The sequence below is a fragment of the Mesorhizobium sp. M8A.F.Ca.ET.207.01.1.1 genome (assembly GCF_004794715.1).
Classification (GTDB): Bacteria; Pseudomonadota; Alphaproteobacteria; order Rhizobiales; family Rhizobiaceae; genus Mesorhizobium.
On record NZ_SRUS01000010.1, the window covers coordinates 15901 to 40286 of the forward strand.

The 24386-nt window shown below is 64.8% G+C and carries 22 protein-coding genes; 10 read left to right on the forward strand and 12 right to left on the reverse strand.

Features of this window, described 5'->3' with window-relative positions:
- Positions 1–43: 43 nt before the first annotated feature.
- Together EN850_RS25775 and EN850_RS25780 are read right to left on the reverse strand one after the other, a co-directional pair.
- Positions 44–901, reverse strand: coding sequence for an ABC transporter substrate-binding protein (locus EN850_RS25775; RefSeq protein ID WP_127277882.1), 858 nt, complete (start codon positions 899–901; stop codon positions 44–46).
- A 72-nt stretch (positions 902–973) separates the two neighbouring features.
- Positions 974–1987: a 2OG-Fe(II) oxygenase family protein gene (locus EN850_RS25780; RefSeq protein WP_135916902.1), complete on the reverse strand. Its 1014-nt coding sequence runs from the start codon at positions 1985–1987 to the stop codon at positions 974–976.
- Positions 1988–2090: 103 nt separating this feature from the next.
- Between EN850_RS25780 and EN850_RS25785 the strand changes: the two genes are divergently transcribed.
- Positions 2091–3035 (forward strand): nucleoside hydrolase, encoded by a 945-nt coding sequence (locus tag EN850_RS25785; RefSeq protein WP_136092551.1) that lies wholly within the window; start codon positions 2091–2093, stop codon positions 3033–3035.
- Positions 3036–3138: 103 nt separating this feature from the next.
- Positions 3139–3813: a TetR/AcrR family transcriptional regulator gene (locus EN850_RS25790; protein WP_136092552.1), complete on the forward strand. Its 675-nt coding sequence runs from the start codon at positions 3139–3141 to the stop codon at positions 3811–3813.
- A gap of 15 nt (positions 3814–3828) precedes the next feature.
- On the opposite strand, the gene EN850_RS25795 is transcribed toward EN850_RS25790, so the two are convergent.
- Positions 3829–4470 carry a class I SAM-dependent methyltransferase gene (locus EN850_RS25795; RefSeq protein ID WP_127280896.1) on the reverse strand — a complete coding sequence of 214 codons (642 nt, stop codon included), beginning with the start codon at positions 4468–4470 and terminating at the stop codon, positions 3829–3831.
- A gap of 192 nt (positions 4471–4662) precedes the next feature.
- On the opposite strand from EN850_RS25795, the gene EN850_RS25800 reads away from it, so the two are divergent.
- Positions 4663–6225 (forward strand): alpha/beta hydrolase, encoded by a 1563-nt coding sequence (locus EN850_RS25800; RefSeq protein ID WP_245511971.1) that lies wholly within the window; start codon positions 4663–4665, stop codon positions 6223–6225.
- Positions 6226–6232: 7 nt separating this feature from the next.
- Here the strand turns inward: EN850_RS25800 and EN850_RS25805 are convergent, their stop codons facing one another.
- From EN850_RS25805 to hisS, 4 genes are all read right to left on the reverse strand, one after another.
- Complete coding sequence (locus tag EN850_RS25805) at positions 6233–8005, reverse strand: AMP-binding protein (protein WP_127280716.1); 1773 nt, start codon at positions 8003–8005, stop codon at positions 6233–6235.
- Between the two features lie 97 nt (positions 8006–8102).
- Positions 8103–8801, reverse strand: a complete 699-nt coding sequence (hisG, locus tag EN850_RS25810; RefSeq protein ID WP_127280715.1) for an ATP phosphoribosyltransferase — start codon at positions 8799–8801, stop codon at positions 8103–8105.
- Positions 8798–9919, reverse strand: coding sequence for an ATP phosphoribosyltransferase regulatory subunit (locus tag EN850_RS25815; RefSeq protein ID WP_135861804.1), 1122 nt, complete (start codon positions 9917–9919; stop codon positions 8798–8800). The genes hisG and EN850_RS25815 overlap by 4 nt, the downstream gene beginning before the upstream one ends.
- Positions 9920–10100: 181 nt before the next feature.
- On the reverse strand, positions 10101–11597 hold the full coding sequence (gene hisS / locus EN850_RS25820) for a histidine--tRNA ligase (protein WP_136092553.1): 1497 nt from the start codon (positions 11595–11597) through the stop codon (positions 10101–10103).
- A 251-nt stretch (positions 11598–11848) separates the two neighbouring features.
- Between hisS and EN850_RS25825 the strand changes: the two genes are divergently transcribed.
- Both EN850_RS25825 and EN850_RS25830 read left to right on the forward strand, forming a co-directional pair.
- The gene (locus EN850_RS25825) at positions 11849–12100 is read left to right on the forward strand and encodes a hypothetical protein (protein WP_127278595.1); all 252 of its coding nucleotides are present in this window, start codon (positions 11849–11851) and stop codon (positions 12098–12100) included.
- A 51-nt stretch (positions 12101–12151) separates the two neighbouring features.
- Positions 12152–12541, forward strand: coding sequence for a hypothetical protein (locus tag EN850_RS25830; protein ID WP_127278594.1), 390 nt, complete (start codon positions 12152–12154; stop codon positions 12539–12541).
- Between the two features lie 89 nt (positions 12542–12630).
- Here EN850_RS25830 and EN850_RS25835 read toward each other — a convergent pair whose 3' ends face one another.
- A complete protein-coding gene (locus tag EN850_RS25835) occupies positions 12631–13269 on the reverse strand; it encodes a DNA-3-methyladenine glycosylase I (protein WP_127278593.1) in 639 nt (212 codons plus the stop codon).
- Between the two features lie 212 nt (positions 13270–13481).
- Here EN850_RS25835 and EN850_RS25840 point away from each other — a divergent pair, with 212 nt between their 5' ends.
- Together EN850_RS25840 and EN850_RS25845 are read left to right on the forward strand one after the other, a co-directional pair.
- Positions 13482–14210, forward strand: coding sequence for a L,D-transpeptidase (locus EN850_RS25840; protein WP_127278592.1), 729 nt, complete (start codon positions 13482–13484; stop codon positions 14208–14210).
- A 289-nt stretch (positions 14211–14499) separates the two neighbouring features.
- Positions 14500–15420 (forward strand): bifunctional 5,10-methylenetetrahydrofolate dehydrogenase/5,10-methenyltetrahydrofolate cyclohydrolase, encoded by a 921-nt coding sequence (locus EN850_RS25845; RefSeq protein ID WP_127278591.1) that lies wholly within the window; start codon positions 14500–14502, stop codon positions 15418–15420.
- Positions 15421–15596: 176 nt separating this feature from the next.
- On the opposite strand, the gene glcF is transcribed toward EN850_RS25845, so the two are convergent.
- The 4 genes from glcF to EN850_RS25870 form a co-directional block, all read right to left on the reverse strand.
- Positions 15597–16922 (reverse strand): glycolate oxidase subunit GlcF, encoded by a 1326-nt coding sequence (gene glcF, locus EN850_RS25850; RefSeq protein ID WP_136092554.1) that lies wholly within the window; start codon positions 16920–16922, stop codon positions 15597–15599.
- A gap of 10 nt (positions 16923–16932) precedes the next feature.
- Positions 16933–18138: an FAD-binding protein gene (locus EN850_RS25855; protein ID WP_136092555.1), complete on the reverse strand. Its 1206-nt coding sequence runs from the start codon at positions 18136–18138 to the stop codon at positions 16933–16935.
- A 239-nt stretch (positions 18139–18377) separates the two neighbouring features.
- A complete protein-coding gene (locus tag EN850_RS25865) occupies positions 18378–19874 on the reverse strand; it encodes an FAD-linked oxidase C-terminal domain-containing protein (protein WP_135930446.1) in 1497 nt (498 codons plus the stop codon).
- A 156-nt stretch (positions 19875–20030) separates the two neighbouring features.
- Positions 20031–21353 (reverse strand): DUF3422 family protein, encoded by a 1323-nt coding sequence (locus tag EN850_RS25870; RefSeq protein ID WP_135861811.1) that lies wholly within the window; start codon positions 21351–21353, stop codon positions 20031–20033.
- Positions 21354–21560: 207 nt separating this feature from the next.
- Here EN850_RS25870 and EN850_RS25875 point away from each other — a divergent pair, with 207 nt between their 5' ends.
- From EN850_RS25875 to EN850_RS25885, 3 genes are read left to right on the forward strand one after another with little or no spacing between them, the layout of a single operon-like run.
- Positions 21561–22364, forward strand: coding sequence for an FCD domain-containing protein (locus EN850_RS25875; protein WP_127870930.1), 804 nt, complete (start codon positions 21561–21563; stop codon positions 22362–22364).
- Between the two features lie 25 nt (positions 22365–22389).
- The gene (locus EN850_RS25880; RefSeq protein WP_127279737.1) at positions 22390–23526 is read left to right on the forward strand and encodes an alpha-hydroxy acid oxidase; all 1137 of its coding nucleotides are present in this window, start codon (positions 22390–22392) and stop codon (positions 23524–23526) included.
- A 34-nt stretch (positions 23527–23560) separates the two neighbouring features.
- A complete protein-coding gene (locus EN850_RS25885) occupies positions 23561–24334 on the forward strand; it encodes a metallophosphoesterase (RefSeq protein ID WP_136092556.1) in 774 nt (257 codons plus the stop codon).
- The last annotated feature ends 52 nt before the right edge of the window (positions 24335–24386 follow it).

Consider the following 24386-nt stretch of genomic DNA (forward strand, 5'->3'; position numbering starts at 1 on the left):
GTTGCGGGCCGGCGCCTGATGAAGCATCAGACGCCGGTAGTCTCTATTCGGCGCGAAGCGCGTCCATGGAGCCAACGAAATACGGTTCCTTGATCGCGTAGGCACCCATGCCGTACTTCTCCAGGATAGCCTTGTACGTGCCGTTCTTGAACAGCTCGGCAAGTGCCGCCACCATCATGCCGGCGGTCTCCTTGTCGTCCTTGGCGATCGCCATGCCGAGTGGCGCGACTTCATAAAGCGTCGGCAGGACCACCAGTTGCCCTTTGCTCGTCACCTCGAAATAGCTCGATGCCGTGGCATCGTCCATACGCCCGTCGACGCGGTCCGAAAGCACAGCCTGGACGATATCGGTAGAGGAATTGAACACCGACTTTTCGATCGCCTTCTGGCCCTTGTCGGTGCATTCCTTGCCGAGCTTGTCGACCAGGAAATCCGAAGCACTGCCGGCCGAGACGCCTATGCGCTTGCCACAAAGCGGCGTGTCGCCGCTGAAGCTCGCCTTCTTGTCGGGTGACGTCGATACGGCGAGGCCCGCTTTCAGGAACATGACGAAATCGACCTGCTTCAGGCGCTCCGGCGTGGCCGAGAAGGTCTCCCAGGCGATCTTGAAGCGGCCGGCCGCGAGGCCCGGGATCATCGACGGGAACGGCGTGCGCTGGATATCGAGCCTGGCGTCGACGAGCTTGGCCACCTCGCCGGCGAGTTCGATGATGATGCCGGTCTGCTTGCCGTCGGCGTCGAGATATTCGAACGGCGCGAAGTCCAGCGTGTTGGCGACGGCGAGCGTTCCGCTCTGCTTCACCTCAGCCGATTTCGGCACATCGGCGGCTTTGGAAACCCCGCCCCAGACGGTGGCGGAGACCGCCAGCGCGAGACTGGTCATTCGCAGATATCTGTTCATTGCTGTTCCCCTTTCTTGTGCTTGTTTACGATCTTTGTGGCAGAGCCCGGGCCGGCGCGGGCTCGGCATTCCTTACGAAGCAGCGGCTTCGGCCGCCTTCTTCTTGCGGTAGTGATAATTCTTGTCGATGCGCTCCATCAGGTAATCGCCATAGAGCACCGGCTCGTATTTCGGCCGTGTGCCGGCCGGCACGCAGACCGGAAGTGCGGCGATCGTTTCATCCATGGACGGATCGAAGAAGAAGGGCTGCGAATAGCGCTCGCGTCCGGAGCGGTTGATGACGCGGTGCGGCGTCGAGACGAACTGGTCGTTGGACCAGCGCGCCAGGATGTCGCCGACATTCATGACGAAGGAATCCGGAACCGGAGGTGCTGGAACCCAGTCACCGGCCTTGTTCTTGACCTCGAGGCCGCCGACATTGTCCTGCGCCAACAGGGTGATGAAGCCATAGTCGGTGTGGGGGGCCGAGCCGAACAGGCCCTCTTCCTGGGGCTGCGTCGGATAGTGCAGCAGCCGCAGGAAGGTCGTCGGCTGCTCGAAATAGCGGTCGAGGCTGTCGGAGGGCAGCCCGAGCGAGAGCGCGATGGCACGCACCATCTTGCGGGCGAGCGTGCCCATCTCCTGGACATAGCGCTCGATGGTCTCCCTGAAGCCGGCAAGAGCGGCCTCGTCAGGCCACTGGTTGGGGCCTTGCAGCGGCTTGCCGGCCAAAGCCCGGGGATCGTCGGCGCCGACCTCGTGCATGAAGAAGATCGATTCGCTCTGGTTCGGCTTGCTGACCGCCGCCACGGACGAGGTCACGATGGTCGAGCCGGCAAAGGGCAGGAAGCCGCGGAAATTCTTGTCGATCTTCAGCTTGGCCTTCTCCTCCTCGGGCAAGGCGAAGAAACGCTTGGAGGCCTCGCGGACCGCTTCGACATCGGCGCGCGGAATGGGGTGGCCGGTGACATAGAGGAAGCCGATCGTCTCGAGATAGCGGCGCAGTGTCGCTGCCGTCGCCCGGATCGCCGCTTCGTCGTCGCCATAGAGCGCCGAGACGTCGAGGATCGGAATTTCGGAAAAATCGCCGCGCTCTTGTCCATCCATTTTCGAACACCCTGTCTTGAACATAAGATACAGTACTGTATTTCTACACATCCGAACGGCCTCATCAATAGGCTTTCGATCGCAAAACGAAGGACGCGGCATCATGGCACCACGCAAGATCATCATCGACACCGATCCCGGCCAGGATGACGCCTTCGCCATCCTCTTCGCACTGGGGTCGCCCGATGAACTCGACGTGGTCGGCATCACCACGGTCGGCGGCAACGTGCCGCTTGCACTGACCTCGAAGAATGCGCTCAAGGTCGTCGAGCTTTCTGGGCGGCCCGATGTGCCCGTTTATGCCGGCTGCCCGGCGCCGATGGTGCGCAAGTTGATCACCGCCGAATATGTCCACGGCGAAACCGGCCTCGACGGCGCCGACCTTCCCGAGCCAGTGACGCCGCTGCAGGACGAACATGCGGTCAACTACATGGTGCGCGCGATCATGGACGCGCCTGAAGGCGAATTGACCGTCTGCACGCTCGGGCCGATGACCAATCTGGCCATGGCGATGACCATGGAGCCGAGGATCGTGCCTCGGCTGCGCGAAGTGGTGCTGATGGGCGGCGGCTTCTTCCAGGGCGGCAACGCCACGCCGGCCGCCGAGTTCAACATCTTCGTCGACCCGCACGCCGCGCACAAGGTGTTCGACAGCGGCGTGCCGGTGACCATGGCGGGCATCGACTGCACCTACACAGCGCTGATGACGCCCGAATGGCTGGACCGCCTGCGCGCCACCGGCAGCCGCGCCGCGATCGAGGCCGCGAACCTGGCCGACTTCTACCGCCAGTACGGCACCCACAAATTCGAGACGCCGGCGCGCCCCATCCACGATGCCTGCGTGACAGGTTATCTCCTGGCGCCGCAAATCTATGAACAGCGCCAGTGCGCGGTGACGGTCGACATCGTTTCGCCGGAGACGATCGGCATGACCGTCGTCGACTGGTGGCACGTCACCGGCCGGCGCAAGAACTGCAATGTGCTGCGGCGCATCGATCCGGCGCCGTTCTTCGAACTCATGCTGGAGCGGATAAGCGCATTGCCCTGAGTTGCGCCTTCCGCGATAGATGGACACTTGTTGAGTCGCCAAGCGCATCGGAGCCGGCAAACGGATTGCAGGCGTTGAGCATGGCGATGAAGGTCTTGACCACATGAAAGCCGACAGCGCCCGGACCACAGGCAAGAGACCGCCCAAAGCCGCCGCGCCCGCGAAGGCGGCGCGGCAGACGTTGAGCCGCGAGGCATGGATATCGGCGGCGCGCAAGGTGCTGGAGAAGCACGGCATCGGCGAGGTCAAGATCGACCGCCTCGCCAAGCAGTTCAAGGTGACTCGCGGCAGCTTTTATTTCCATTTCACCAGCCTGGCCGATCTTCGCGACGGACTGCTGCAAGAATGGCGGGACATCAATTGCCAGCCCTTCTGGGCGATGCGCGAGCTACGCGACATAGACGGCCTGCAGTTCTTCACCGACATCGTGCATGTCTGGGTCGACGAGGCCCCCTTCAGCCCCCTGCTCGACCTCGCCGTGCGCGACTGGTCGCGAACTTCGAAAAAGCTGGCGCGGGAAGTCAAGGATATCGACGACCTGCGCATCGAGCTCCTGATCCGCTCCTTCCGCGCCATGGGTTATCCCGAGGACGAGAGCCTGGTCAGGGCCCGCATCACCTATTTCCACCAGATCGGCCAATACGCTCTGTCCTTCAAGGAGGACCCGGCGGTGCGCCGGAGCTACCAGCCGCTGTTCGGCGAAGTGCTGCTCGGCCCGCTGGTCCAGGAGCCGGGTTCGGCGCCGAGGCCGGTGGAAATACGTGGTGGGCGGCGATAGCAGGGCGAAGGCGCATCAGCCCGTTGGGGGTATCGCGATGCCGGCATGGTGACTTCCCAACTGCCAGAAGGGTAGCCGGAACCGTTCACGCTCCGCTTCGACGACATGGAAGCCCGCCGCCCGGATCAGGTGCAATGGATCGCGGTTGAGGTGGCAGCCGCCGGCGAGTCGGCCCCAGGACCGGTTCAGACGCTCCTGCCATTTGCGGCAGCGCGGCCCCTCGGCCTGGCCATGCTCTATGAAGATCAGCCGGCCCGTGGGCTTCAGGATGCGCCGGATCTCGGTCAGCGCCGCCTCGGGATCCGGAATGGTGCAGAAGGCGTAGGTGACGACGACCGTGTCGGCGAAGCTGTCGATCAACGGCAGTCTTTCACCGCTGGCCCGGATACAGTCGACCTTGAATGGCAAGGAACGGCTCTTCGGTTCGGCCAGGCCGAGCATCGTGCCGTCGGGATCGACGCCGACCAGCCGCTTCACCCTGCCGGCGTCGTAATAGGGAAGGTTCAGGCCGGACCCGAAACCGACCTCGACGACAACGCCATCTGCCCGTGGGATCAGGCGCCGTCGCATATGCGTGAAAGTGCGGGCTGAACAGCCGACGTGGACGAAGTAGGGAGCCATGCAGCGCGCGTACCAGGAGAGACAGGATTGGCACATGTCTCAGCCTCCCTGCCCTGCGCCGGCAGCGCCAACAGGGGCGCCACCGCCGGCAACAGGCCCTGCTGTGCAATGGTGGATGAGAGTATTGACCAGTGACATTTCTCGCTCCAAGGGAGTCTCATGATCGGGCCCGATCGGCCCGATGTCGTGGGAATGGATAGAAGGCCGGCGTCCCCTCAGCGTCCCCGCATGGCCGTGGTCGGATCGATGGAGCGATTGGAATTCCGATTTCTGGGTTTTCCGGAGTTCCGCTTGAGCGGCCGGCGGGTGGAACTTGCCTTGCGCAAGGCGGCGGCGCTCCTCATCTACCTGGCCGAGGCCGGCGGACCGGTGGCGCGCGATGTCGTCGCCACGCTTCTGTGGCCCGAGACCGACGAACAGCTCGCTCGCGCCCGCCTTCGGCGGACACTCTATAAAATCCGCATCGCGTTCGACAGAGAGATCATCGCCGCCACAGGCGCCTCGCTGAGCCTGCACCCGGCCTTGTCCGCCGAGATCGACACCAGGGTTTTCGAGCAGGCCTGCAATTCCCGCTCTCTCGACGAGGCAGCCGACATCTACAACGACGATTATCTCGCCGGCTTCTCGCTGCCGGACAGTCCGGAATTCGAGGAATGGATCTTCTTCCGGCGAGAGACCTTGCGCGGCCGGCTGGTGCAGGCGCTGGAGCGGCTCGTCGAAGCCAAGATCGCCGGCGGCGAGCCGCGCGGCGCGGTCGTTCATGCGACACGGTTGACGGCGCTCGACCCTTTGAGCGAAAGCGCGCACCGCCACCTGATCCATGTCCACCTGGCCGCCGGGGACAGGGCCGCGGCCGAGCGCAAGATTGAGACGTGCATCCGGCTCTTGCGGGACGAACTCGGCGTAGCGCCGGACCCCGCCACGCTAGCCATGCTGCGCGAGCCAACTCAGGACGCTACCGTGGACGTGCCCAGGACGTGCTACGTCGCAGTGGACGGCATTCACATCGCGTACCAGATCGTCGGTAGCGGCCCGACGGACATCGTGCTTGTTCCCGGCTTCATTTCGCATGTCGAGCGTATCTGGGAAGACCCGGGCTGCCGCGCCTGGCTGACCGCGGTTTCGCGCCTGGGTCGCCTGATCCTCTTCGACCGGCGCGGCATGGGGCTTTCAGACCGCGTCGGCGCCCGCCCCACGGTCGAGGCGACGGCGCAGGATATTCTGGCGGTCATGAACGCGGCCGGCAGCGGCCGGGCCTTGCTGGTCGGTGCGTCGGAGGGCGGGCCGGGCTGCATCCGTTTTGCAGTCGAGCATAGCGACCGGCTGAGCGGCCTTGTTCTCTGGGGCTCGCTGGCGAAGGGCAGCCGCGCCCCCGACTATCCCTACGCCTTGACCGTCGCGCAGTATGATCTGTGGAAGCAACGCCTGCTCGCGGGTTGGGGTGGCCCAGCGGAAATCGAAACCTTCGCCCCAAGCCTCACTGGCGACCGTCAGGCGAGGACCTGGTGGGCCGGATTGCTCAGGGCAGCCTCCAGCCCGGGCGCGGTCGCGGGCCTGCTCGAGGCATTACGGGATGCAGATGTCCGTCACCTCCTGGCAAAAGTCTCCGCCCCGACGATGGTCCTCCACCGTTCAGGCGACCGCGCCGTGCGCATCGAGGCCGGGCGGTTCCTCGCGTCCAGGATTCCGGGCGCCCGGTTCATCGAGGTCGACGGCGACGACCACTGGTTCTGGGTCGGCGACCGGCAGTCCCTGCTCGACAGCATCAGTGCCTTCGTACGACGCGGCTGATCCCGCCTCACGCCGTTTTCTGCGCCTCCAGCCCCAACTCTTCCACCATCGCCTGACGCATCAGGAATTTCTGCGGCTTGCCGGTCACCGTCATCGGCAATTCGGTGCGGAAGCGAATGTGGCGCGGTATCTTGTAATGGGCGATCTGGCCCGCACAGAAGGCCTTGATTTCCTGTTCGGTGGCGACCTGGCCGGGTTTGAGCACGATCCAGGCGCACAACTCCTCGCCATATTTGGCATCCGGGATGCCGAAGACCTGCACTTCCCGCACCTTGGGATGACGGTAGAGGAATTCCTCGACCTCCCTGGGATAGACGTTCTCACCGCCGCGGATGACCATGTCCTTGACGCGGCCGACAATGTTGCAATAGCCCTCGGCGTCGATGGTGGCGAGGTCGCCAGTGTGCATCCAGCCGTCGGTGTCGATTGCCTCACGGGTCTTTTCGTCGTCGTCCCAATAGCCTTTCATCACCGAGTAGCCGCGCGTGCAAAGCTCGCCCGGCGCGCCGACGGCAACGGTGGCGCCATCGGCATCGACCGCCTTGACCTCGACATGCGGATGGATGCGCCCGACGGTCGACACGCGCTTTTCCAGCGGATCGTCGGTGCTGCTCTGGAACGAGACCGGACTGGTCTCGGTCATGCCGTAGGCGATGGTCACCTCCGACATATGCATCAGCGACACCACCTTCTTCATCACCTCGATCGGGCATGGCGAGCCGGCCATGATGCCGGTGCGCAGGCTGGAGAGATCGAAGGATGAGAAATCCGGATGGTCGAGCATGCCGACGAACATGGTCGGAACGCCGTAGAGGCCCGTGCAGCGCTCCTGCGCGATCGCTTTCAGCGTCAGGCCGGGATCAAAACCCTCGCAAGGGAAAACCATGGTCGCGCCTTTCGACACACAACCCATCGTGCCCATCGACATGCCGAAGCAATGATAGAGCGGCACCGGGATGCAGAGCCGGTCGTCGACAGTGAGCTTGATGGCCGAAGTGACGAAGTTGCCGTTGTTGACGATGTTCAGATGAGTGAGCGTCGCGCCCTTGGGAGCGCCTGTCGTGCCTGAGGTGAACTGGATGTTGATCGCGTCGCCCGGCTTCAGACCCTCGGAGATGCGGTCGAGGCTGTCATGCTCGTCGCGGCCGGCCATGGCCAGCACGTCGCCGAAATTGAACATGCCTGGCGAGTTCTCCTCGCCCATGCGGATGACGATCCTCAGCGCCGGCAATTTGGCGGCCTTCAGCTTGCCCGGCGTCGCCGTGGCGATTTCCGGCGCCAGCGTCTCGATCATGCCGAGATAGTCCGAGGTCTTGAAGCTCGCCGCCGTCACCAGAGCCTTGCAGCTGACCTTGTTCAGGGCATATTCCAGCTCGGTCAGCCGATAGGCCGGGTTGATGTTGACCAGAATCAGGCCGATGCGGGCGGTGGCGAATTGCGTCACCAGCCATTCCCAGCGGTTGGGCGACCAGATGCCGACGCGATCGCCCTTGCGCAGGCCGAGCGCCAGGAAGCCGGCGGCCAGCGCATCGACGGTGTCCGACAGTTCGCTCCAGGTGAAGCGCTTGTCCTGGCCGACGAAGATTGCGGCATCGAGCGTGCCGTATTTGCTGACGGTATCGGAGAACAGGGCCGGAATGGTCTCCTCCAGCAACGGCACCTTGCGCTCGCCCGAGACATGCGCCTTGCCGTCGACGGGCGCGACAAAGACAATGCCGGAGCGCGCGCCGCGTCCGCGCAGATTGGTGGCGTTCTTCAGCTCGTCGAGATTGACCGGCATCGCTCTCTCCTCCCAGCACGGACCGAGCCTATCAGCCTGCCGGAACGGTGGAAATCCCGCCGATGGTAGTGACACCCCTCCCGCCAGGGAAAGCAGGCTATCCGACCGTCGCCGTCATTTTCGCGGCTATATCCCGGAAGATGGCCTCATCGGCGGCGGAACGATCTTTCTTCGAGGCCACCAGGCAGGCCTGCGACTTCAGCAGGACGCCATCGCCCAGCACCTTGAGATGGTTGGCGCGCAGCGTCGAGCCCGTGGTGGTTATGTCGACGATGACGTCGGCAAGGCCGGCCGCCGGCGCGCCTTCGGTGGCGCCGAGGCTTTCGACGATGCGATAGACCTGGATGCCGTGCTTGAGCGAAAAGAACTGCTGCGTCAGCCGCCAGTATTTGGTGGCGATCCTGAGCCGCCGGCCATGGCGCTGGCGGAAATCTGCGGCGACGTCATCGAGATCGGCCATGGTGTCGACATCGAGCCAGATCTCGGGCACCGCGACCACGACATCGGCATGGCCGAAGCCGAGACGGGCGACGATCTCGGCCCGCGCTTCCCAGTCGGCGAGATTTTCCCGCACAAGGTCCTCGCCGGTGATGCCGAGATCGACCGCGCCCTGCCCTATTTCGCCCGATATTTCGGAAGCCGACAGGAAGACCACTTCGACATTGTCCAGGCCCTCGACGCGGGCGTGATATTTGCGCTCGTCGCCGGGCAGGCTGACGGCGAGGCCGGCCTTGGCCAGCACCTCCAGCGCCTGCTCCTTGAGCCGGCCCTTGGACGGGATCGCCAGCGTGATCATGGTGCCGTCTCCCGCAACGCCTCGATGCGGTCGAGCCACACCGAGAAGCCGACACCGGGGATCGCGGTCTTGGCGCCGAGCAGCGTCAGCAATCTGTCATAGCGGCCGCCACCGGCCAGGGGACGCTCGCCACTTGCGGCCGCGACTTCGAAGACCACACCGGTGTAATAATCGAGCGGACGGCCGAAGGCGGCGTCGTAGCGGATTTTTCCCGACGGCAAGCCATGCGCCTCGATCGCCTTGGCGCGGGCCGCGAATTTTTCCAGCGCCGCACCCAATGAAAGTCCGGCGCCGGCGGCGAAGGTTTCCAATGCCTGGGCCGCGCCATCGAGCGGCACGTCGATGGCCAGAAAACCTTTCAGCGCCGCGAAGGCCTCGTTCGACAGCCGCACGCTGCGCAACTCGGCCTTCTCGATGAGCCGCCGCGCGATGTCCGACGGCGCGCGGCCGGCCGATGCCGAGAGGCCGGCCTCCTCCATGCCGCCGGCAATGTGCTGGGAAAGGCCGTCCAGATCACCGTCGAGGACAAGCGCTGCGACCGGGCCGGAGAGCTGGCCGTTGCGCGGCGGGTTGGCGAGATCGGCGAGTGCCGCCTCCAGCATCGGCGCCGAGCCGAAGGCGCGCGCCAGCCGCATGCGCCAGCCGCGCGGCAGGCCGAGTGCCGCCAGCACCGCCTCGAAGATGCCCTGATCACCGAGCGTGACCACCAGCGGCCTGCCGGGCAGCACCAGCGAAAGCAGTGCGTGCGCGTCAGCGACAGAGCGGGCATCCGCTTCAGCCGTGTCGCGGTCGCCGAGATCCTCGATGCCGGCCTGAAAGAACTCGTTGCCGCCCTCGCGGCGCTGGCGAAACACCTCGCCGAGATAGGAATAGCGGCGCGGCGTGCCGGCCTGGCTGGTTATGTGGTCGAGACAGACCGGAATGGTGAATTCGGGCCGCAGGCAGAGCGTCTGCCCAGTCTCGCTCTCCGTAAGGAAAATGCGCCGGCGCAGATCCTCGCCGGCCATGTCGAGGAACGGATCGGCCGGCTGCAGCACGGCAACTTCCACCGCATGCGTGTTGCGGGTTGCGAAGAGCGCGATGATGTCGGCTGATATGGCGGGGTAGCGGGAGGTCATATGCCGCGCCCTTCCCTTCTCCCCCTGTGGGAGAAGGTGGATCGGCGCGCAGCGCCGAGACGGTTGAGGGGTGCGTGTCGGAATGAAGCGTTTGCGTTCCCTGGAACACCCCTCATCCGACCTCGCTTCGCGAGGCCACCTTCTCCCACAAGGGGAGAAGGACAAGAGCGCGCGGCGCTCGTCACTTGGTCCGCTCCTGGGCCTGCGCCGCCAAGATCTTCTTCACTTCGGCGACCAGCTCGCTTTCCGCCACCGTCACCTGCGCCGGGCGCGCGGCGCGCCATTCGGCATTGTCGGTGATTTTGGCGGACATGCGCGCGCCTTCGATCAGGTCCTTGATCTGCAGTTCACCCTTGGCGCGCTCGTCGCCGCCCTGAATGATGGCGACCGGACAGCCGCGACGGTCGGCATATTTGAGCTGCGCCTTCATGCCGGCGCCGCCGAGGTACATTTCGGAGCGGATGCCGGCGGCGCGCAGTTCCGCCACCATCTTCTGGTAGCGGCCGAGGCTTTCCGTGTCCTTGTCCATGACCAGCACGACAACCGGCGCGATCACGTCGGCGCTTCCGAGCTTGCCAAGGTTCTTCAGCGCCGTCATCAGCCTGGAGACGCCGATGGAAAAGCCCGTCGCCGGCACCGGCTCACCGCGGAAGCGTGAGACCAATCCGTCATAGCGGCCGCCGCCACCGACCGAGCCGAAGCGTACGATCTGGCCGTCCTCATTGGGGATCTCGGCCAGCAGTTCGGCCTCGAAGACGGGACCCGTGTAATATTCCAGGCCGCGCACGACGGAACGGTCCATGGCGATGCGGTCCTCGCCGTATCCGGCGGCCCTGACCAAGGCTTCGATCGTCGCGAGTTCGCCGACGCCCTCCTGGTAGACCGTGTTGCCGCTGACGCTGGCATCCTGGCCGGCCTGCGCATTGCGCGCCGTCGCCAGAAGGACGGCTTGGGCTTGAGTATCGTTCAGCCCGGCGCCCTTGGCGAAGTCGCCCTCGCCTTCCTTGCCGCCATCCCAACGCCCTGGGCCAAGCAGAAGCCGGACACCTTCCGCGCCGAGCTTGTCCAGCTTGTCGATGGCACGCAGCACGGTCAGCCGACGACCGGCATTCTCCTCGCCGCCAAGGCCGATTGCTTCCAGCACGCCGTCCAGCACCTTGCGGTTGTTGACGCGGATGACATAGTCGCCGCGCTTGATGCCGAGCGCTTCCATGACGTCGGCCATCATCATCGCCATCTCTGCATCCGCCGCAACGCCCGGCGTGCCGATCGTATCGGCGTCGAACTGCATGAACTGGCGGAAGCGGCCGGGGCCGGGCTTTTCGTTGCGGAACACCCAGCCGGACCGGTAGCTGCGGTATGGCTTGGGCAGGCGTTCGAAATTCTCGGCGACGAAGCGTGCCGTCGGCGCTGTTAGGTCGTAGCGCAGCGACAGCCACTGGTCGTCATCGTCCTGGAAGGAGAACACGCCTTCGTTCGGCCGGTCCTGGTCGGGCAGGAATTTGCCGAGCGCATCGGTGTATTCGATCAGCGGCTGGTCGGCCGGCTCGAAGCCATAGAGCTCATAGACCGAGCGGATCGTCGCCATCATCTTCTCGACGGCGCGGATGTCCTCGGCGCCGCGGTCGGCAAACCCGCGCGGCAGCCGCGCTTTCGTCTTTTCCGATTTGTCGGCCATAATCTGGGCACCCGATGGTTCATGACTTCGTGGCGCGGTAAATCTACCGCGTTCCACAGCGCGCGTTTCCTAACCGATGAAGCCGGGAGCGGCAAGGGTTGGCGCCCCGCGGCGCACCCGACGAGATCAGGAAAAATCGAAACCCTCTGAAACAAAAACACGCCAGAAGTGAAACAATGCCGCCATGAGCGCGGCATCGTGCCGACACAATCGCGGCCGATACAGCGCATCGAAACGAAGGGGTTCAGGACATGACCAGTGCAACGGAATTCCAGGCCAACGGCGAGGCCGGTGAACTGCCCACACGCTTGCGCCCTGCGGGCACCCATGCACCGAAAATGGCTGGCCAGGCGGCCGGGCCGTTCGATGTACCCGCCGACACCGGCAAGGGATCTTCCCTGCGCGACGCCCTGGTGACCGGCCTGCTGGTGATCTATCCGACAGTGGCCACCGTGGCGGCAATCGTCGCCGGGCTGTTCCTGGCCGGCGCCAACGGCACCTGAAACCGTCCGTTTCGCTGGATGCGATTTTCATTCTTGATCAGGGGATTGAGCATGCGACTGGGCTACGCATACGCGCTTGGCTGCGCGTTTTTACTTGGGGCGGCCAATCCGGCCAGCGCCGCAGGCTGCAAGCCGGGGGACGCGGGCCTTGCCGGCCATTACTACCTGCGCGGCGTCATGGAGGTCGGCTCCGAACTGCTGCTGAAGAAGGACGGCAGCTTCGAGTTCATGCTCGCCTATGGCGCCAATGACCAGTACGGTAAGGGCTGTTGGGTGAAAAAGGGCTCGACGGTCGAGGTCATCCCCGCCGGACGCAGTTCGGCATCGACGCATCATACGCCCGACGACAGCGGTTTCAGCGGCCTTGTGCTGAGCATTTCAGGCCGCAGCCTGGTGTGGGACATCAATGGCAGCGGGCACAAGGGACGTTTCGAGAAGTGAGGGCAGTGCGACACCTGGCAAGGTCGGCGCCGCCCCTCATCCGGCCTTCGGCCACCTTCTCCCCGTGAACGGGGAGAAGGAAAAAGCAGCTATTTCGGCCGCTTGAAAGCCTTCCGCTGCTTCTCGACCTGCTTGCGGCATACACAGCCTTCGAGATGGTCGTTGACCAGCCCCATGGCCTGCATGAAGGCGTAGACCGTGGTCGGGCCGACGAAGCTCCAGCCTCGCTTCTTCAGGTCCTTCGAAATCCGCACGGAAACCGCGGTGGTCGGGTTGGCGCGCAGATGGGCGAGATCGACGGTTTGCGGCCGTTCCTCCTTGCCGGGTTCGAACCTCCAGAACCAGGCGGCCAGCGAGCCGAACTCGTCGACCATTTCGCGGGCGCGTTTGGCGTTGTTGATGGTCGAGACGATCTTGCCGCGATGGCGGATGATACCGGCATTGCCGAGCAGGCGTTCCACATCCTTGTCGGTGAAGGCGGCGACCTTGTCGAAGTCGAAGCCGGCGAAGGCCTCGCGAAAATTCTCCCGCTTGCGCAAAATGGTCAGCCATGAGAGGCCCGACTGAAACCCTTCGAGGCAGATCTTCTCGAACAGCCTACGGTCGTCGGCCACCGGCCGGCCCCATTCATGGTCGTGGTAGTGCAGATAGTCGGGCAGATTGCCATGCCAGAAGCAGCGCACGACACCGTCAGGACCGGCAAGCAGGCCGGTGTTTTCATTGCTCATCTCAAGAGATCCATCCGTTAACGCGCTTCCGCGCTGCTTTTACCGTGGCTTTACCAGATTCCTGAACCCGGCGGTAACCACACCAAAAGGTTTACTGACAGAACCGCATTTTACGCATTCCGATTCATGTTTCGGTTGCTGCTCGCCGCCAATGATCGCGCAAACCGGGAGCGTTCTTGCCCGGCGTATCAGGCTATCAAGGTGCGTTCCCGATGAAATTCCTGCTTCCGTTGTTCAGCGCGGCGGTGCTTGCCGCAAGCGTCATGCCCTCCCTTGCCGACGACCGCTATGCCGACAGGCCGCCGGTGATGGTGAGCCCCGACCTTTCCGCGCCCTGGGTGCTGCAGCTTGGCCATGCGCCGGGCATCGTGCGGCAGAACCGACAGGCCGTGCAGCAGCCGCGCCAGCGCACCGCGCAGCCCGACCGTGTGCAGACGGCGGGCGTGCAGGCGCCGGCCAAGCGCATGGTCATGCGCCCGCAGATCAACCCGGTCTACCTGCCGCAGGAAGTCGCTTATGACGGAGGCCAGAAGCCAGGCACCATCGTCATCGATACCACGCAGAATTTCCTCTATCTGGTCGAGAAGAACGGCAAGGCGCGGCGTTACGGCGTCGGCACCGGCAAGCCCGGCTTCGAATGGTCGGGCACCCACAAGATCACCAACAAGCGCGTCTGGCCGGACTGGCGTCCGCCTGCGGAGATGATCAAGCGCGAGGCGGCCAAGGGCCGCTACCTGCCGACTTATCTGGCCGGCGGGATGGAAAACCCGCTCGGCGCGCGCGCGCTCTATATCGGCACGACGGAGTACCGCATCCACGGCACCAACCAGCCCTGGACGATCGGCGGCGCGGTGTCGTCGGGCTGCATCCGCATGCGCAACGAGGACGTGGTCGACCTTTATGAGCGGGTCAATGTCGGAACCACGGTCGAGGTGATATAATGATAGCGAATCAGCCGGTTAAGCAGTGCTGAGCAGGTTTTTGCGCGCTGTTGCCCTCAAGCCATAGCGCGCTTCTGGAAGACGTGCTTAGACTGGCGGCGAGTTAACGGGGGACGGGCCGTGTGGGGATACGGCCAGTCACGAGAGGGCAGCACGGGTAACCGGGCTGCCCTTTTCGTTTCACGGTGCGACAGGTCGCCCCGGAGGCACGGTGTTTCGCTTTCAGGGCTGATTTCCGGGCCATGCTCTGCTATTGCAGTGCACAATCTTCCCACCAAAGGTTCGAGCTATGTCCCTCTCCGACGACAGCCGCTATCTCAAGGGCGGCCCGGTCGCCCAGCGCATCATCGCCGCCGTGCGCGAGGACGCGGCCATTGCCAAAGCCGAGGGTTTCCCGCCCAAGCTGATCTCGATCACCGTCGGCGATACCGACGCGGTCGATGTCTATGTACGCAACCAGCGCGCCAAGGCTCAGCTCGCCGGCATCGATTTCGAGGAGCGGCGCTTTCCCGCCACCATCACCTCGGGTGAGCTGGAAGCAGCCATCCACGGGCTGAACGCCGATCCGCGCGTCACCGGCATCATCATCCAGCGGCCGGTTCCCGCGCATATCCCGGTCAAGACGCTGCAGGCAGCGGTGCATCCGCTGAAGGATGTCGAGGGCATGCACCCGGCCTCGATCGGCAACATCGTCTACAACCAGCTCGACCTCGCGCCCTGCACGGCCGCGGCCTCGGTCGAACTGCTCAAGGAAACCGGCCTCGACCTCAAGGGACTGGAAGTGGTCGTCGTCGGCCATTCGGAAATCGTCGGCAAGCCGATCGCCTTCCTGTTGATGAGCGAAGGCGCGACCGTGACGGTCTGCCATCACATGACCCGGTCGGTCGCCGCCCATGCGCGGCGCGCCGACGCGCTGTTCGTCGCCGTCGGCAAGCCAAGGCTGATCAAGGCCGACATGGTGAAGCCAGGTGCGGCCGTCATCGACATCGGCATCAATTCCGAAATCGGGCCTGATGGCACCAGCCGCGTCGTCGGCGACGTCGACACCGACAGCGTCAAGCACGTGGCCTCCTGGATCACCCCGGTTCCAGGCGGCGTCGGCCCGATCACGGTGGCCATCTTGCTGCGCAACACGATGGTCGCGCTCAGCCGCCAGCGCGCGCTCTACGAGGCGACCTACGGCACGGCCGACAGGCTGGCGGCGGAATAAGACAGGGCGGCGTCACCCCCCTCACCCAGCCTCCGCTTTGCTCGGCTGACCTCTCCCCGAGGGGAGAGGAGACTATCACCGCCGGCGTCAACCTCTTCTCCCCGACGGGGAGAAGGTGGCCGCGAAGCGGCCGGATGAGGGGGATTTGCCGTAACTCTGACAGGGGCAACGCCGCGCTACTCAGCCGCAACCAGCCTTTCCTCGGAGACGCCTTCCGGTCGCGGCCCGCCATAGGCCCAGTCGAGCAGCTTGACCGTGTGCACCACCGGCATCCTGGCAGCGGACGCGATCTGCGTGATGCAGCCGATATTGCCCGTGGCGACGATCGCGGCGCCCGTCGCCTCGATGTTTTTCACCTTGCGGTCGCGCAGCCTGGCCGAAATCTCGGGCTGCAGAATGTTGTAGGTGCCGGCCGAGCCACAACAGAGATGGCCCTCGCGCGGCTCGCGCACGATGAAACCGGCCCTGGCGAGCAGTTCCTTCGGCTGACGCGTGATCTTCTGGCCGTGCTGCATCGAGCAGGCCGAGTGATAGGCGACGACCGCGCCCGGCTTGCGCACCGGTTCGGGCAGATCGATGGCGGACAGATACTCGGTGATGTCCTTGGCCAGCGCCGACACGCGCGCGGCCTTGTCGGCATAGGCCGGATCGAGCCGCAGCATGAAGCCGTAATCCTTGATCGTCGTGCCGCAGCCCGACGCGGTGATGATGATGGCGTCGAGCCCGCCCTCATCGATGGCACGGGTCCAGGCATCGACATTCTGCCTGGCCGAAGCAAGAGCGGCTTCCTCCCGTCCCATATGATGAACCAGTGCGCCGCAGCAGCCCTCGCCCGGCGGCACCACAACCTCGACGCCGAGCCGTGTCAGCAGCGAGATGGCCGTATCGTTGATGCCGGGATCCAGCACCGATTGCGCGCAGCCGGTCAGGATGGCCACGCGTCCTCTTTTCGCTAACTGTACGGCATGGATGCCCGGCAAGGCCATCGGCGAGGCCGCCGGGATTGATGCCGGCGCAAGCCTGAGCATCGCGCCGAGCGGCTTCAGCGCCGGGATTTTTTCGAACAGGCCGATGAACGGCTTGCCTAGCTTCGCCAGCTTGAGCGCCGCGCGGAAGCGACGGGGATAGGGCAGCACGAAGGCGAGCATGGCGCGGGTCAACCGGTCGAGCAGCGGCCGCTTGTAGGTTTGCTGGATATGGGCGCGGGCATGGTCGACCAGATGCATATAATTGACGCCCGATGGGCAGGTGGTCATGCAGGCGAGGCACGACAGGCAGCGGTCGATATGGGTGACGATTTCCTTGTCGGCGGGACGGCCGTTCTCCAGCATGTCCTTGATCAGGTAGATGCGCCCGCGCGGCGAATCGAGCTCGTTGCCAAGCGTCACATAGGTCGGGCAGGTGGCGGTGCAGAAGCCGCAATGCACGCATTTGCGCAGGATCTTTTCCGATTCCGCGACATGCGGATCGGCAAGCTGTGCGGGCGAAAAATTGGTCTGCATCTCTGATGTCCTAGGCCATGCGGCCGGGATTGAGGATGTTCTTCGGGTCGAATTCCTGCCTCAGCCGCTGGCTGAGCGCCGCCAGCGCCGGCGGCTGAGGCTCGAACACCGGCAGCGCGGCGCGATGGGCAGGCGCGGCGCGCACCAGCGTCGCGTGGCCGCCGCCATGTTTTCTCAAGAGGCCGCGCAGCAAAGCGGGTTCCGGATCGCCCTCCTCCATGCGCAGCCAAACCAGCCCACCTTGCCAGTCATAGAAGGCGCTGACGGCGGCCTGCATGCGCAGCGTCAGGACCATCTGGTGGCCCTGGGCAGGCGTCATCGAGACCCGCCAGACCGGCTTCCCGCTGCCGTTCGCGAAGGGCCTGATATCCCTGATATCACGCCAGATAGCCTTGGAGGTCTCACCGGCAATCTCCTCCAGTGGCCCAGCCTTGCCGAGCAGTGTTTTCAGCGCTGCAATGCGATAGTCAACGGACGGGCCAAAGCCTTCGACGCGCAGCAGCGTGGCGGCTTCAGTGCCGAGCGCTCCGCCCGCGACGCGCGCGGCAATGCGCTCCGGCAAATGGGCGGCACTCGATACTTCGGCGCTGGAGCCGAGCGCCAGGGCCATGGCGGCGCAGGCGGCATCGTCGAGCAGGCCACGGACGGCGAGCGTGACTTCGGTCTCGGCGGCTGGCAGCACCTTGAAGGTGACGTCGGTGAACACGGCCAATGTACCCCAGCTGTTGGCCATCAGCTTCGACAGATCGTAGCCGGTGACGTTCTTGACCACGCGGCCGCCCGACTTGAACGCTTCGCCCCGACCGGAGACGACGTTGATGCCGAGAATATGATCGCGCGCGGCGCCCGCCTTCAGCCGGCGCGGACCGGAAAGGTTGGCTCCGAGCACGCCGCCAATGGTGCCTTTGCCTGGCTCGCCGCCAAGCAGCGGACCATAGTCCATCGGCTCGAAAGCGAACTGCTGACCGTTGTCCGCCAGCAGCCTTTCGATATCGGCCAGCGGCGTGCCGGCCTTTGCCGACAGCACCAGTTCGGCAGGTTCGTAGAGGGTCACGCCCGAGAGTTTCGACAGGTCGAGCGTGTGCTCGGTCTGCAGCGGACGGCCGATGCCGCGCTTGGAGCCGTGGCCGAGGATTTCGAGCGACGTTTCCTCCGCCGCCGCCCAGGCAATGGTGGAGAGGACTTCGGCTGGGGTAAGTGGGGTGAAGGTGGTCATGAGTTCGCGCCTTTCCTCGCCCCCGCGAAGCGGGGGAGACAGGATAGGCCGAGTTCCGTCGCGCCCCCCTCTGTCCTGCCGGACATCTCCCCCTCAAGGGGGGCGATCAGATGTCGCGCAGGGTTTCGCCAATCTTCTGCGTTGAAGAAAAGCCGAAGCGCACAAACAGCCAATCTCCCCCCTTGAGGGGGAGATGTCCGGCAGGACAGAGGGGGGTGTTCGCGCGCCGACATATCCGCTCAAAACCTCGGAATGTCCGGGAACGCCACTTGGCCCCGATGCACGTGCATGCGGCCCAGTTCGGCGCAGCGGCGCAGCTGCGGGAAGACCTTGCCGGGATTGAGAAGATGGTTGGGGTCGAAAGCGCATTTGACGCGCATTTGCTGGTCGAGGTCGACCTGGTTGAACATTTCCGGCATCAGGTCGCGCTTCTCGACCCCCACGCCATGCTCGCCGGTGAGCACGCCACCGACCTTGACGCAGAGCCGCAAAATGTCGGCGCCGAAGCTTTCGGCCTTGTCGAGTTCGCCCGGCACGTTGGCATCGTAGAGAATGAGCGGATGCAGATTGCCGTCGCCGGCGTGGAAAACATTGGCGACGCCGAGACCGTATTTTTCCGACAGCTCGCGCATGCCGGCCAACACGCGCGGCAGTTCCTTGCGCGGGATGGTGCCGTCCATGCAGTAGTAATCGGGCGAGATGCGGCCAACGGCGGGGAAGGCCGCCTTGCGACCGGCCCAGAAACTCAGCCGCTCCTGCTCGGACTGCGAGATGCGGCACGTGGTCGAGCCGTTGGCGATGGCGATCGCCTCGACCGCCGTGATCAGATGATCGACCTCGACGCCGGGGCCATCGAGCTCGACGATCAGCAGCGCCTCGACGTCGAGGGGATAGCCGGCATGGACGAAATCCTCGGCGGCATGGATCGCCGGCCGGTCCATCATTTCCATGCCGCCCGGAATGATGCCGGCGCCGATGATGTCGGCGACGCACTGGCCGCCCTGCTCGCTGGTCGGAAAGCCGATCAGCAGGGCGCGCGCCGTCTCCGGCTTCTTCAGGATGCGCACGGTGACCTCGGTGACGACGCCGAGCAGACCTTCCGAGCCGGTCATGACGCCGAGCAGGTCATAGCCCTCCGCGTCGAGGTGACCGCCGCCGAGCCGCACCACCTCGCCATTCATCAGAACCATCTCGATGCCGAGCACATTGTTGGCGGTGAGGCCGTATTTCAGGCAGTGCACGCCGCCGGAGTTCTCCGCCACGTTGCCGCCGATCGAGCAGGCGATCTGGGAGGATGGATCGGGGGCGTAGTAAAACCCCTCCTGCTCGACGGCTGACGTGATGCCGAGATTGGTGACGCCGGGCTGGACGACGACGATGCGGTCGGGAAAATCGATCTCGAGGATGCGGTTGAACCGGCTCATGACGAGCAGCACCGCGTCCTCCAGCGGCAGCGCGCCGCCCGACAGCGAGGTGCCCGATCCGCGCGGCACGACGCGGATGTTGCGGTCGTTGCAGTATCTCAGCACGCGCGAAACCTGCGCCACCGTCTCGGGCAGCACCACGACCAGCGGCAGTTGCCGGTAGGCGGTCAGGCCATCGCTTTCGAAGGCACGCATTTCATTGGCCGCGTCGACCACGCCCTCGCCCGGCACGATGATGCGCATGTCGGCGACGATTTCGCTGCGCCGGCGCAGCGTCTCTGCGTCTGGCTTGGGCATGGCAAGGCCGGACATCGGCGCTTCCTCCACTCGACTGGTAAAAATGATTTACCAGCTAGCGGCATTTGTTGCAAATCTTGCTTTGGTGGCGTCAGGGCGGCGGATGCAGGCAAAGCTTCCGCAGCGGCAATCTGCCGCTGCACATCCGTTGCGTCCGAAGCATGGCGCGGACTATTCGCCCGGATGTTTCGCCGGCTCGGAATGCATCCGTCGCACGCGGCGCACGCCCCACCAGACCAGCAGGATGGCGAACGGCACCGAGGCGGCGGTGACGACCTCGGGCGCGAAGGCGTGGCCAAAGACCGACGCGCCCTTGGCGACATAGCCGATGAGGCCGACAACGTAATAGGAGACGGCGGCGACCGAAAGGCCTTCGACGGTCTGCTGCAGCCGCAGTTGCAGGCGGGCGCGGTTGTTCATCGAGGCGAGCAGGTCGCGGTTCTGCTTCTCGACCTCGACGTCGACCCAGGTCCGCAGCAGCGTGGTGGCACGGGTCAGCTTGCGCGACAAATTGGCCTGGCGCTCCTCGACCGAGCGGCAGGTGCGCATGGCTGGTGCCATGCGCCGCAGCAGAAAGCCCGCCCAGGTGTCGTAGCCCTGCACGGGCTCCTCATCCAGCGCCTCCAGTCTTTCTGTGACGATGCCGTCATAGGCGCGGCTGGCGCCGAAGCGGTAGAGGCTGGAAGCGGCATCGGCCTCCAGTTCGGCGGCAAGCTCCGTCAGACCGGCGAGCAGCGTCTGGTTGTCGCGGGTCTCGGCGACCTTCATTTCCAGCGTCGTCTGCGCCAAGCGGTCCTCGATGCGGCGGGCGCGGCCGGACAAGGTGAGCGCCAGCGGCAGGCCGAGCATGGCAAGCGTGCGGTAGGTCTCGATATCGATCAGCCGCTGCGACAGCGCGCCGGTGCTGGCCGGGGTCAGGCCGCGGTCGAGCACCAGCATGCGGGTCATGCCGTCGCCGTCCTGGCGGAAGTCGGTGACGATGGCCGCGCTGCCACGCTCGACAAGCGAGTAACAGAGGCTGGTCGGGTCGAAGCCGGCGACCTGCCTCTCGCTCGCCTGCGTCCATTTGCGGATCTCGAGCCGGATGCCCGAGATGACGGTTCCCGGCGGCGAAAAGCCATTGCCAAAGGGCGAATCCTCTTGCCCCCGGCCATTCTCGGCCAGCGGCCCTTCCCAGAGATAGGTCGAGAATTCCGTGTGCCGCTCCCAGCGCAGCGTCCCCTTGCCCCATTTCATGGCGTGGTGGCGGGCGTGACGCTCGGGAGCGGCGATGCCGAGACGGCGCGACAGTTCCGAAAGCACGGCGTGGTCGACCGCTGAGCCGCCTTCGGTCATGAAGGAGAGTTGGACAAGCACGCGCGGCTTCTCGACCAGCGGATGGGGGCGGGCGTGAACCTCGCCGAGCGCGCCGGGCCGGCCTTCATGCGCCGGAAAGCCCATGACGCTGCCCTGGCTGCGCGGCTGGAATTCAAGATTGGACGTCTCGTCCGACACGTCTGGTCCCCCTGGTTTCGACCCTTCGTGCAATGGCGTCGTCTTGCGGCAATCGGCAAGGGACGTAAACAGCAAAATTTAGCGCGAGGCGATATGCCGGCGCGGCGCGAAAATCGACCGAACGAGACGAATTGGATAAATAATTTGACCAGTTGGCGACAGAGGCTCTAATCTGCGCGACATCATTCCCTTCTCCAGGCGCTTCCTTTGAGCGACATTTTCTCCAGGATCGAGCATTCGCGCACCGCCGACGAGGTGGTGCAGCAGATCGAAAGCCTCATCCTCGAAGGCGTGCTGCGCACCGGCGACCGGCTGCCGGGCGAGCGCGAACTGGCACGCCAGTTCGATGTGTCGCGGCCCATCCTGCGCGACGCGCTGAAGGCGCTCGAAGCGCGCGGCCTGCTGTCGACCCGTCCGGGCGGCGGCACGCACGTCGCCGACATTATCGGCCAGTTGTTCACCAAGCCGGTGGCGGACCTGATCTCGACGCATCGCAAGGCGGTGGCCGACTATCTGGAATACCGCCGCGAGATCGAAGGCATAGCCGCCGAATACGCGGCGCGGCGCGCCACACCGGAGGACCTTGCCTTGCTCGATCGCATCATGGCGCGCATGGACGAGGCGCATCGTACCGGCGATTTCGACGACGAGGCCGAGATCGACGTCGAATTCCATCATGCGATCTGCGAATGCGCGCACAACATCCTGCTTCTGCACACACTGCGCTCCTGCTACCGGCTGCTGTCGGAAGGCGTGTTCCAGAACCGGCTCCTGGTGTTCACCGTGCCCGGCGCGCGCGAGGCGCTGCTGGCGCAGCACCGGGCGATCCACACCGCGGTCAAGGCCGGCGATCCGGCCGGCGCCCGCCAGGCGGCGATGGACCACATGACCTATGTCGAGCGTTCGATGGCGGAAGCCGAACGCAGCGGCGACTGGCAACGCGTGTCGCGGCTGAGGCTGAGGCAGCGTTCGGAAGCCGGCGACGGCGAACCAGCGCGCAGACGCTCCTAATCAATTCGATCAAGCGGGGACCACCATGAGCGACATTCTGACCATCGCAGACCTCAAGGATCTCGCGCGCCGGCGCGTGCCCAAGATGTTCTTCGACTATGCCGACTCGGGCGCCTGGACCGAGAGCACCTACCGGGCGAACGAGGAAGACTTTCAGAAGATCAAGTTCCGCCAGCGCGTGCTGGTCGACATGAGCAACCGCTCGCTGGAATCGACCATGATCGGCCAGAAAGTGTCGATGCCGGTGGCGCTGGCGCCGACCGGCATGACCGGCATGCAGCATGCCGACGGCGAGATGCTGGCAGCGCAGGCGGCAGAGGAATTCGGCGTGCCGTTCACGCTCTCGACGATGAGCATCTGTTCGATCGAGGATGTCGCCTCGGTGACGAAGAAACCGTTCTGGTTCCAGCTCTATGTGCTGCGCGACAAGGATTTCGTGCTCGATTTGATCGACCGGGCGAAGGCGGCGAAGTGCTCGGCGCTGGTGCTGACGCTCGACCTGCAGGTCCTCGGCCAGCGCCACAAGGATGTCCGCAACGGGCTTTCGGCGCCGCCCAAGATGACGTTGGCCAACATCATCGACCTGGCCTCAAAGCCGCGCTGGTGCCTGGGCATAGCCGGCACCAAGCGCCGCACCTTCCGCAACATCGTCGGCCACGCCAAGGGCGTCGGCGACGTCTCTTCGCTGTCGTCCTGGACGACGGAGCAGTTCGATCCGCAGCTGTCGTGGAAGGACGTCGCCTGGATCAAGGAGCGCTGGGGCGGCAAGCTGATCCTCAAGGGCATCCTCGACAAGGAAGATGCGCTGATGGCGGCCAAGACCGGCGCCGATGCCATCATCGTTTCCAACCATGGCGGGCGCCAGCTCGATGGCGCGTCGTCGTCGATCATGGTTCTGGAAGAAATCGCCGATGCGGTCGGCGACAGAATAGAAGTGCATATGGACGGCGGCATCCGCTCCGGCCAGGACGTGTTGAAAGCGCTCTGCCTGGGCGCCAAGGGCACCTATATCGGCCGGCCATTTCTTTACGGCCTGGGCGCGCTCGGCAAGGAAGGGGTTACCAAAGCGTTGGAAATCATCCGCAAGGAGATGGACATCACGCTGGCGCTGTGCGGAAAGCGTCTGGTCACCGACATGGGCAAGGAGCAGCTCCGACGCTAAGTCAGTGACATCTGACCACGGAGATACCCAGACCTTGGCGGAACCCGGCATCCATTTCCTCGACGCACACGGGCCGGACGGCGTGCGTCTGTACGCGATCGGCGACGTGCATGGCCGGGTCGACCTGCTGGCCGCCATGCATGGCCAGATCGAGGCCGAGATTGCGAGGGACAGGGTCGCCGACTGGCGCATCATCCATCTTGGCGACTATGTCGATCGCGGACCGGACTCCAAGGGCGTCGTCGACTTCCTGATCGAGGCACGCGAACGCGATCCGCGAAACCTGATGCTGGCCGGCAATCACGACATCGGCTTTCTCGACTTTCTCAAGACACCCGACCCGGAAGGGCTCTTCATCCGTTTTGGCGGCATCCAGACCGCGCAATCCTACGGAGTGACGATCAACAGCGGCAACGGCGCCTGGTTCGGCAAGGCGGAATCAGCCATGCGCAAGGGTCATCAAGCCCTGCTCGAAGCGGTGCCGCAAAGCCATGTCGACTTCCTGCGGTCGCTGCCACTCTCGGTGACATCAGGCGACTTCTTCTTCTGCCACGCCGGCATCAGGCCGGGTATTCCCCTGGAGCAGCAAAGCCCGCAGGACCTGATCTGGATCCGTGACGTTTTCCACGATCATACCGGCCTCTTCCCGAAGATCGTGGTGCACGGCCACACACCGGTCCCCGAGGCGGAAGTGATGGCCAACCGCGTCAATGTCGACACGCTTGCCTGGCAGTCAGGCATGCTTACCGCGCTCGTCGTTGACGGCGCGGACAAACGCATCCTGGAAATATCGATAAGGGAGCCTTAACGGCCCCGGTGCCCAAGGGCGCGAGGGATCCGGGCGCGAGGGATGCCCTGGC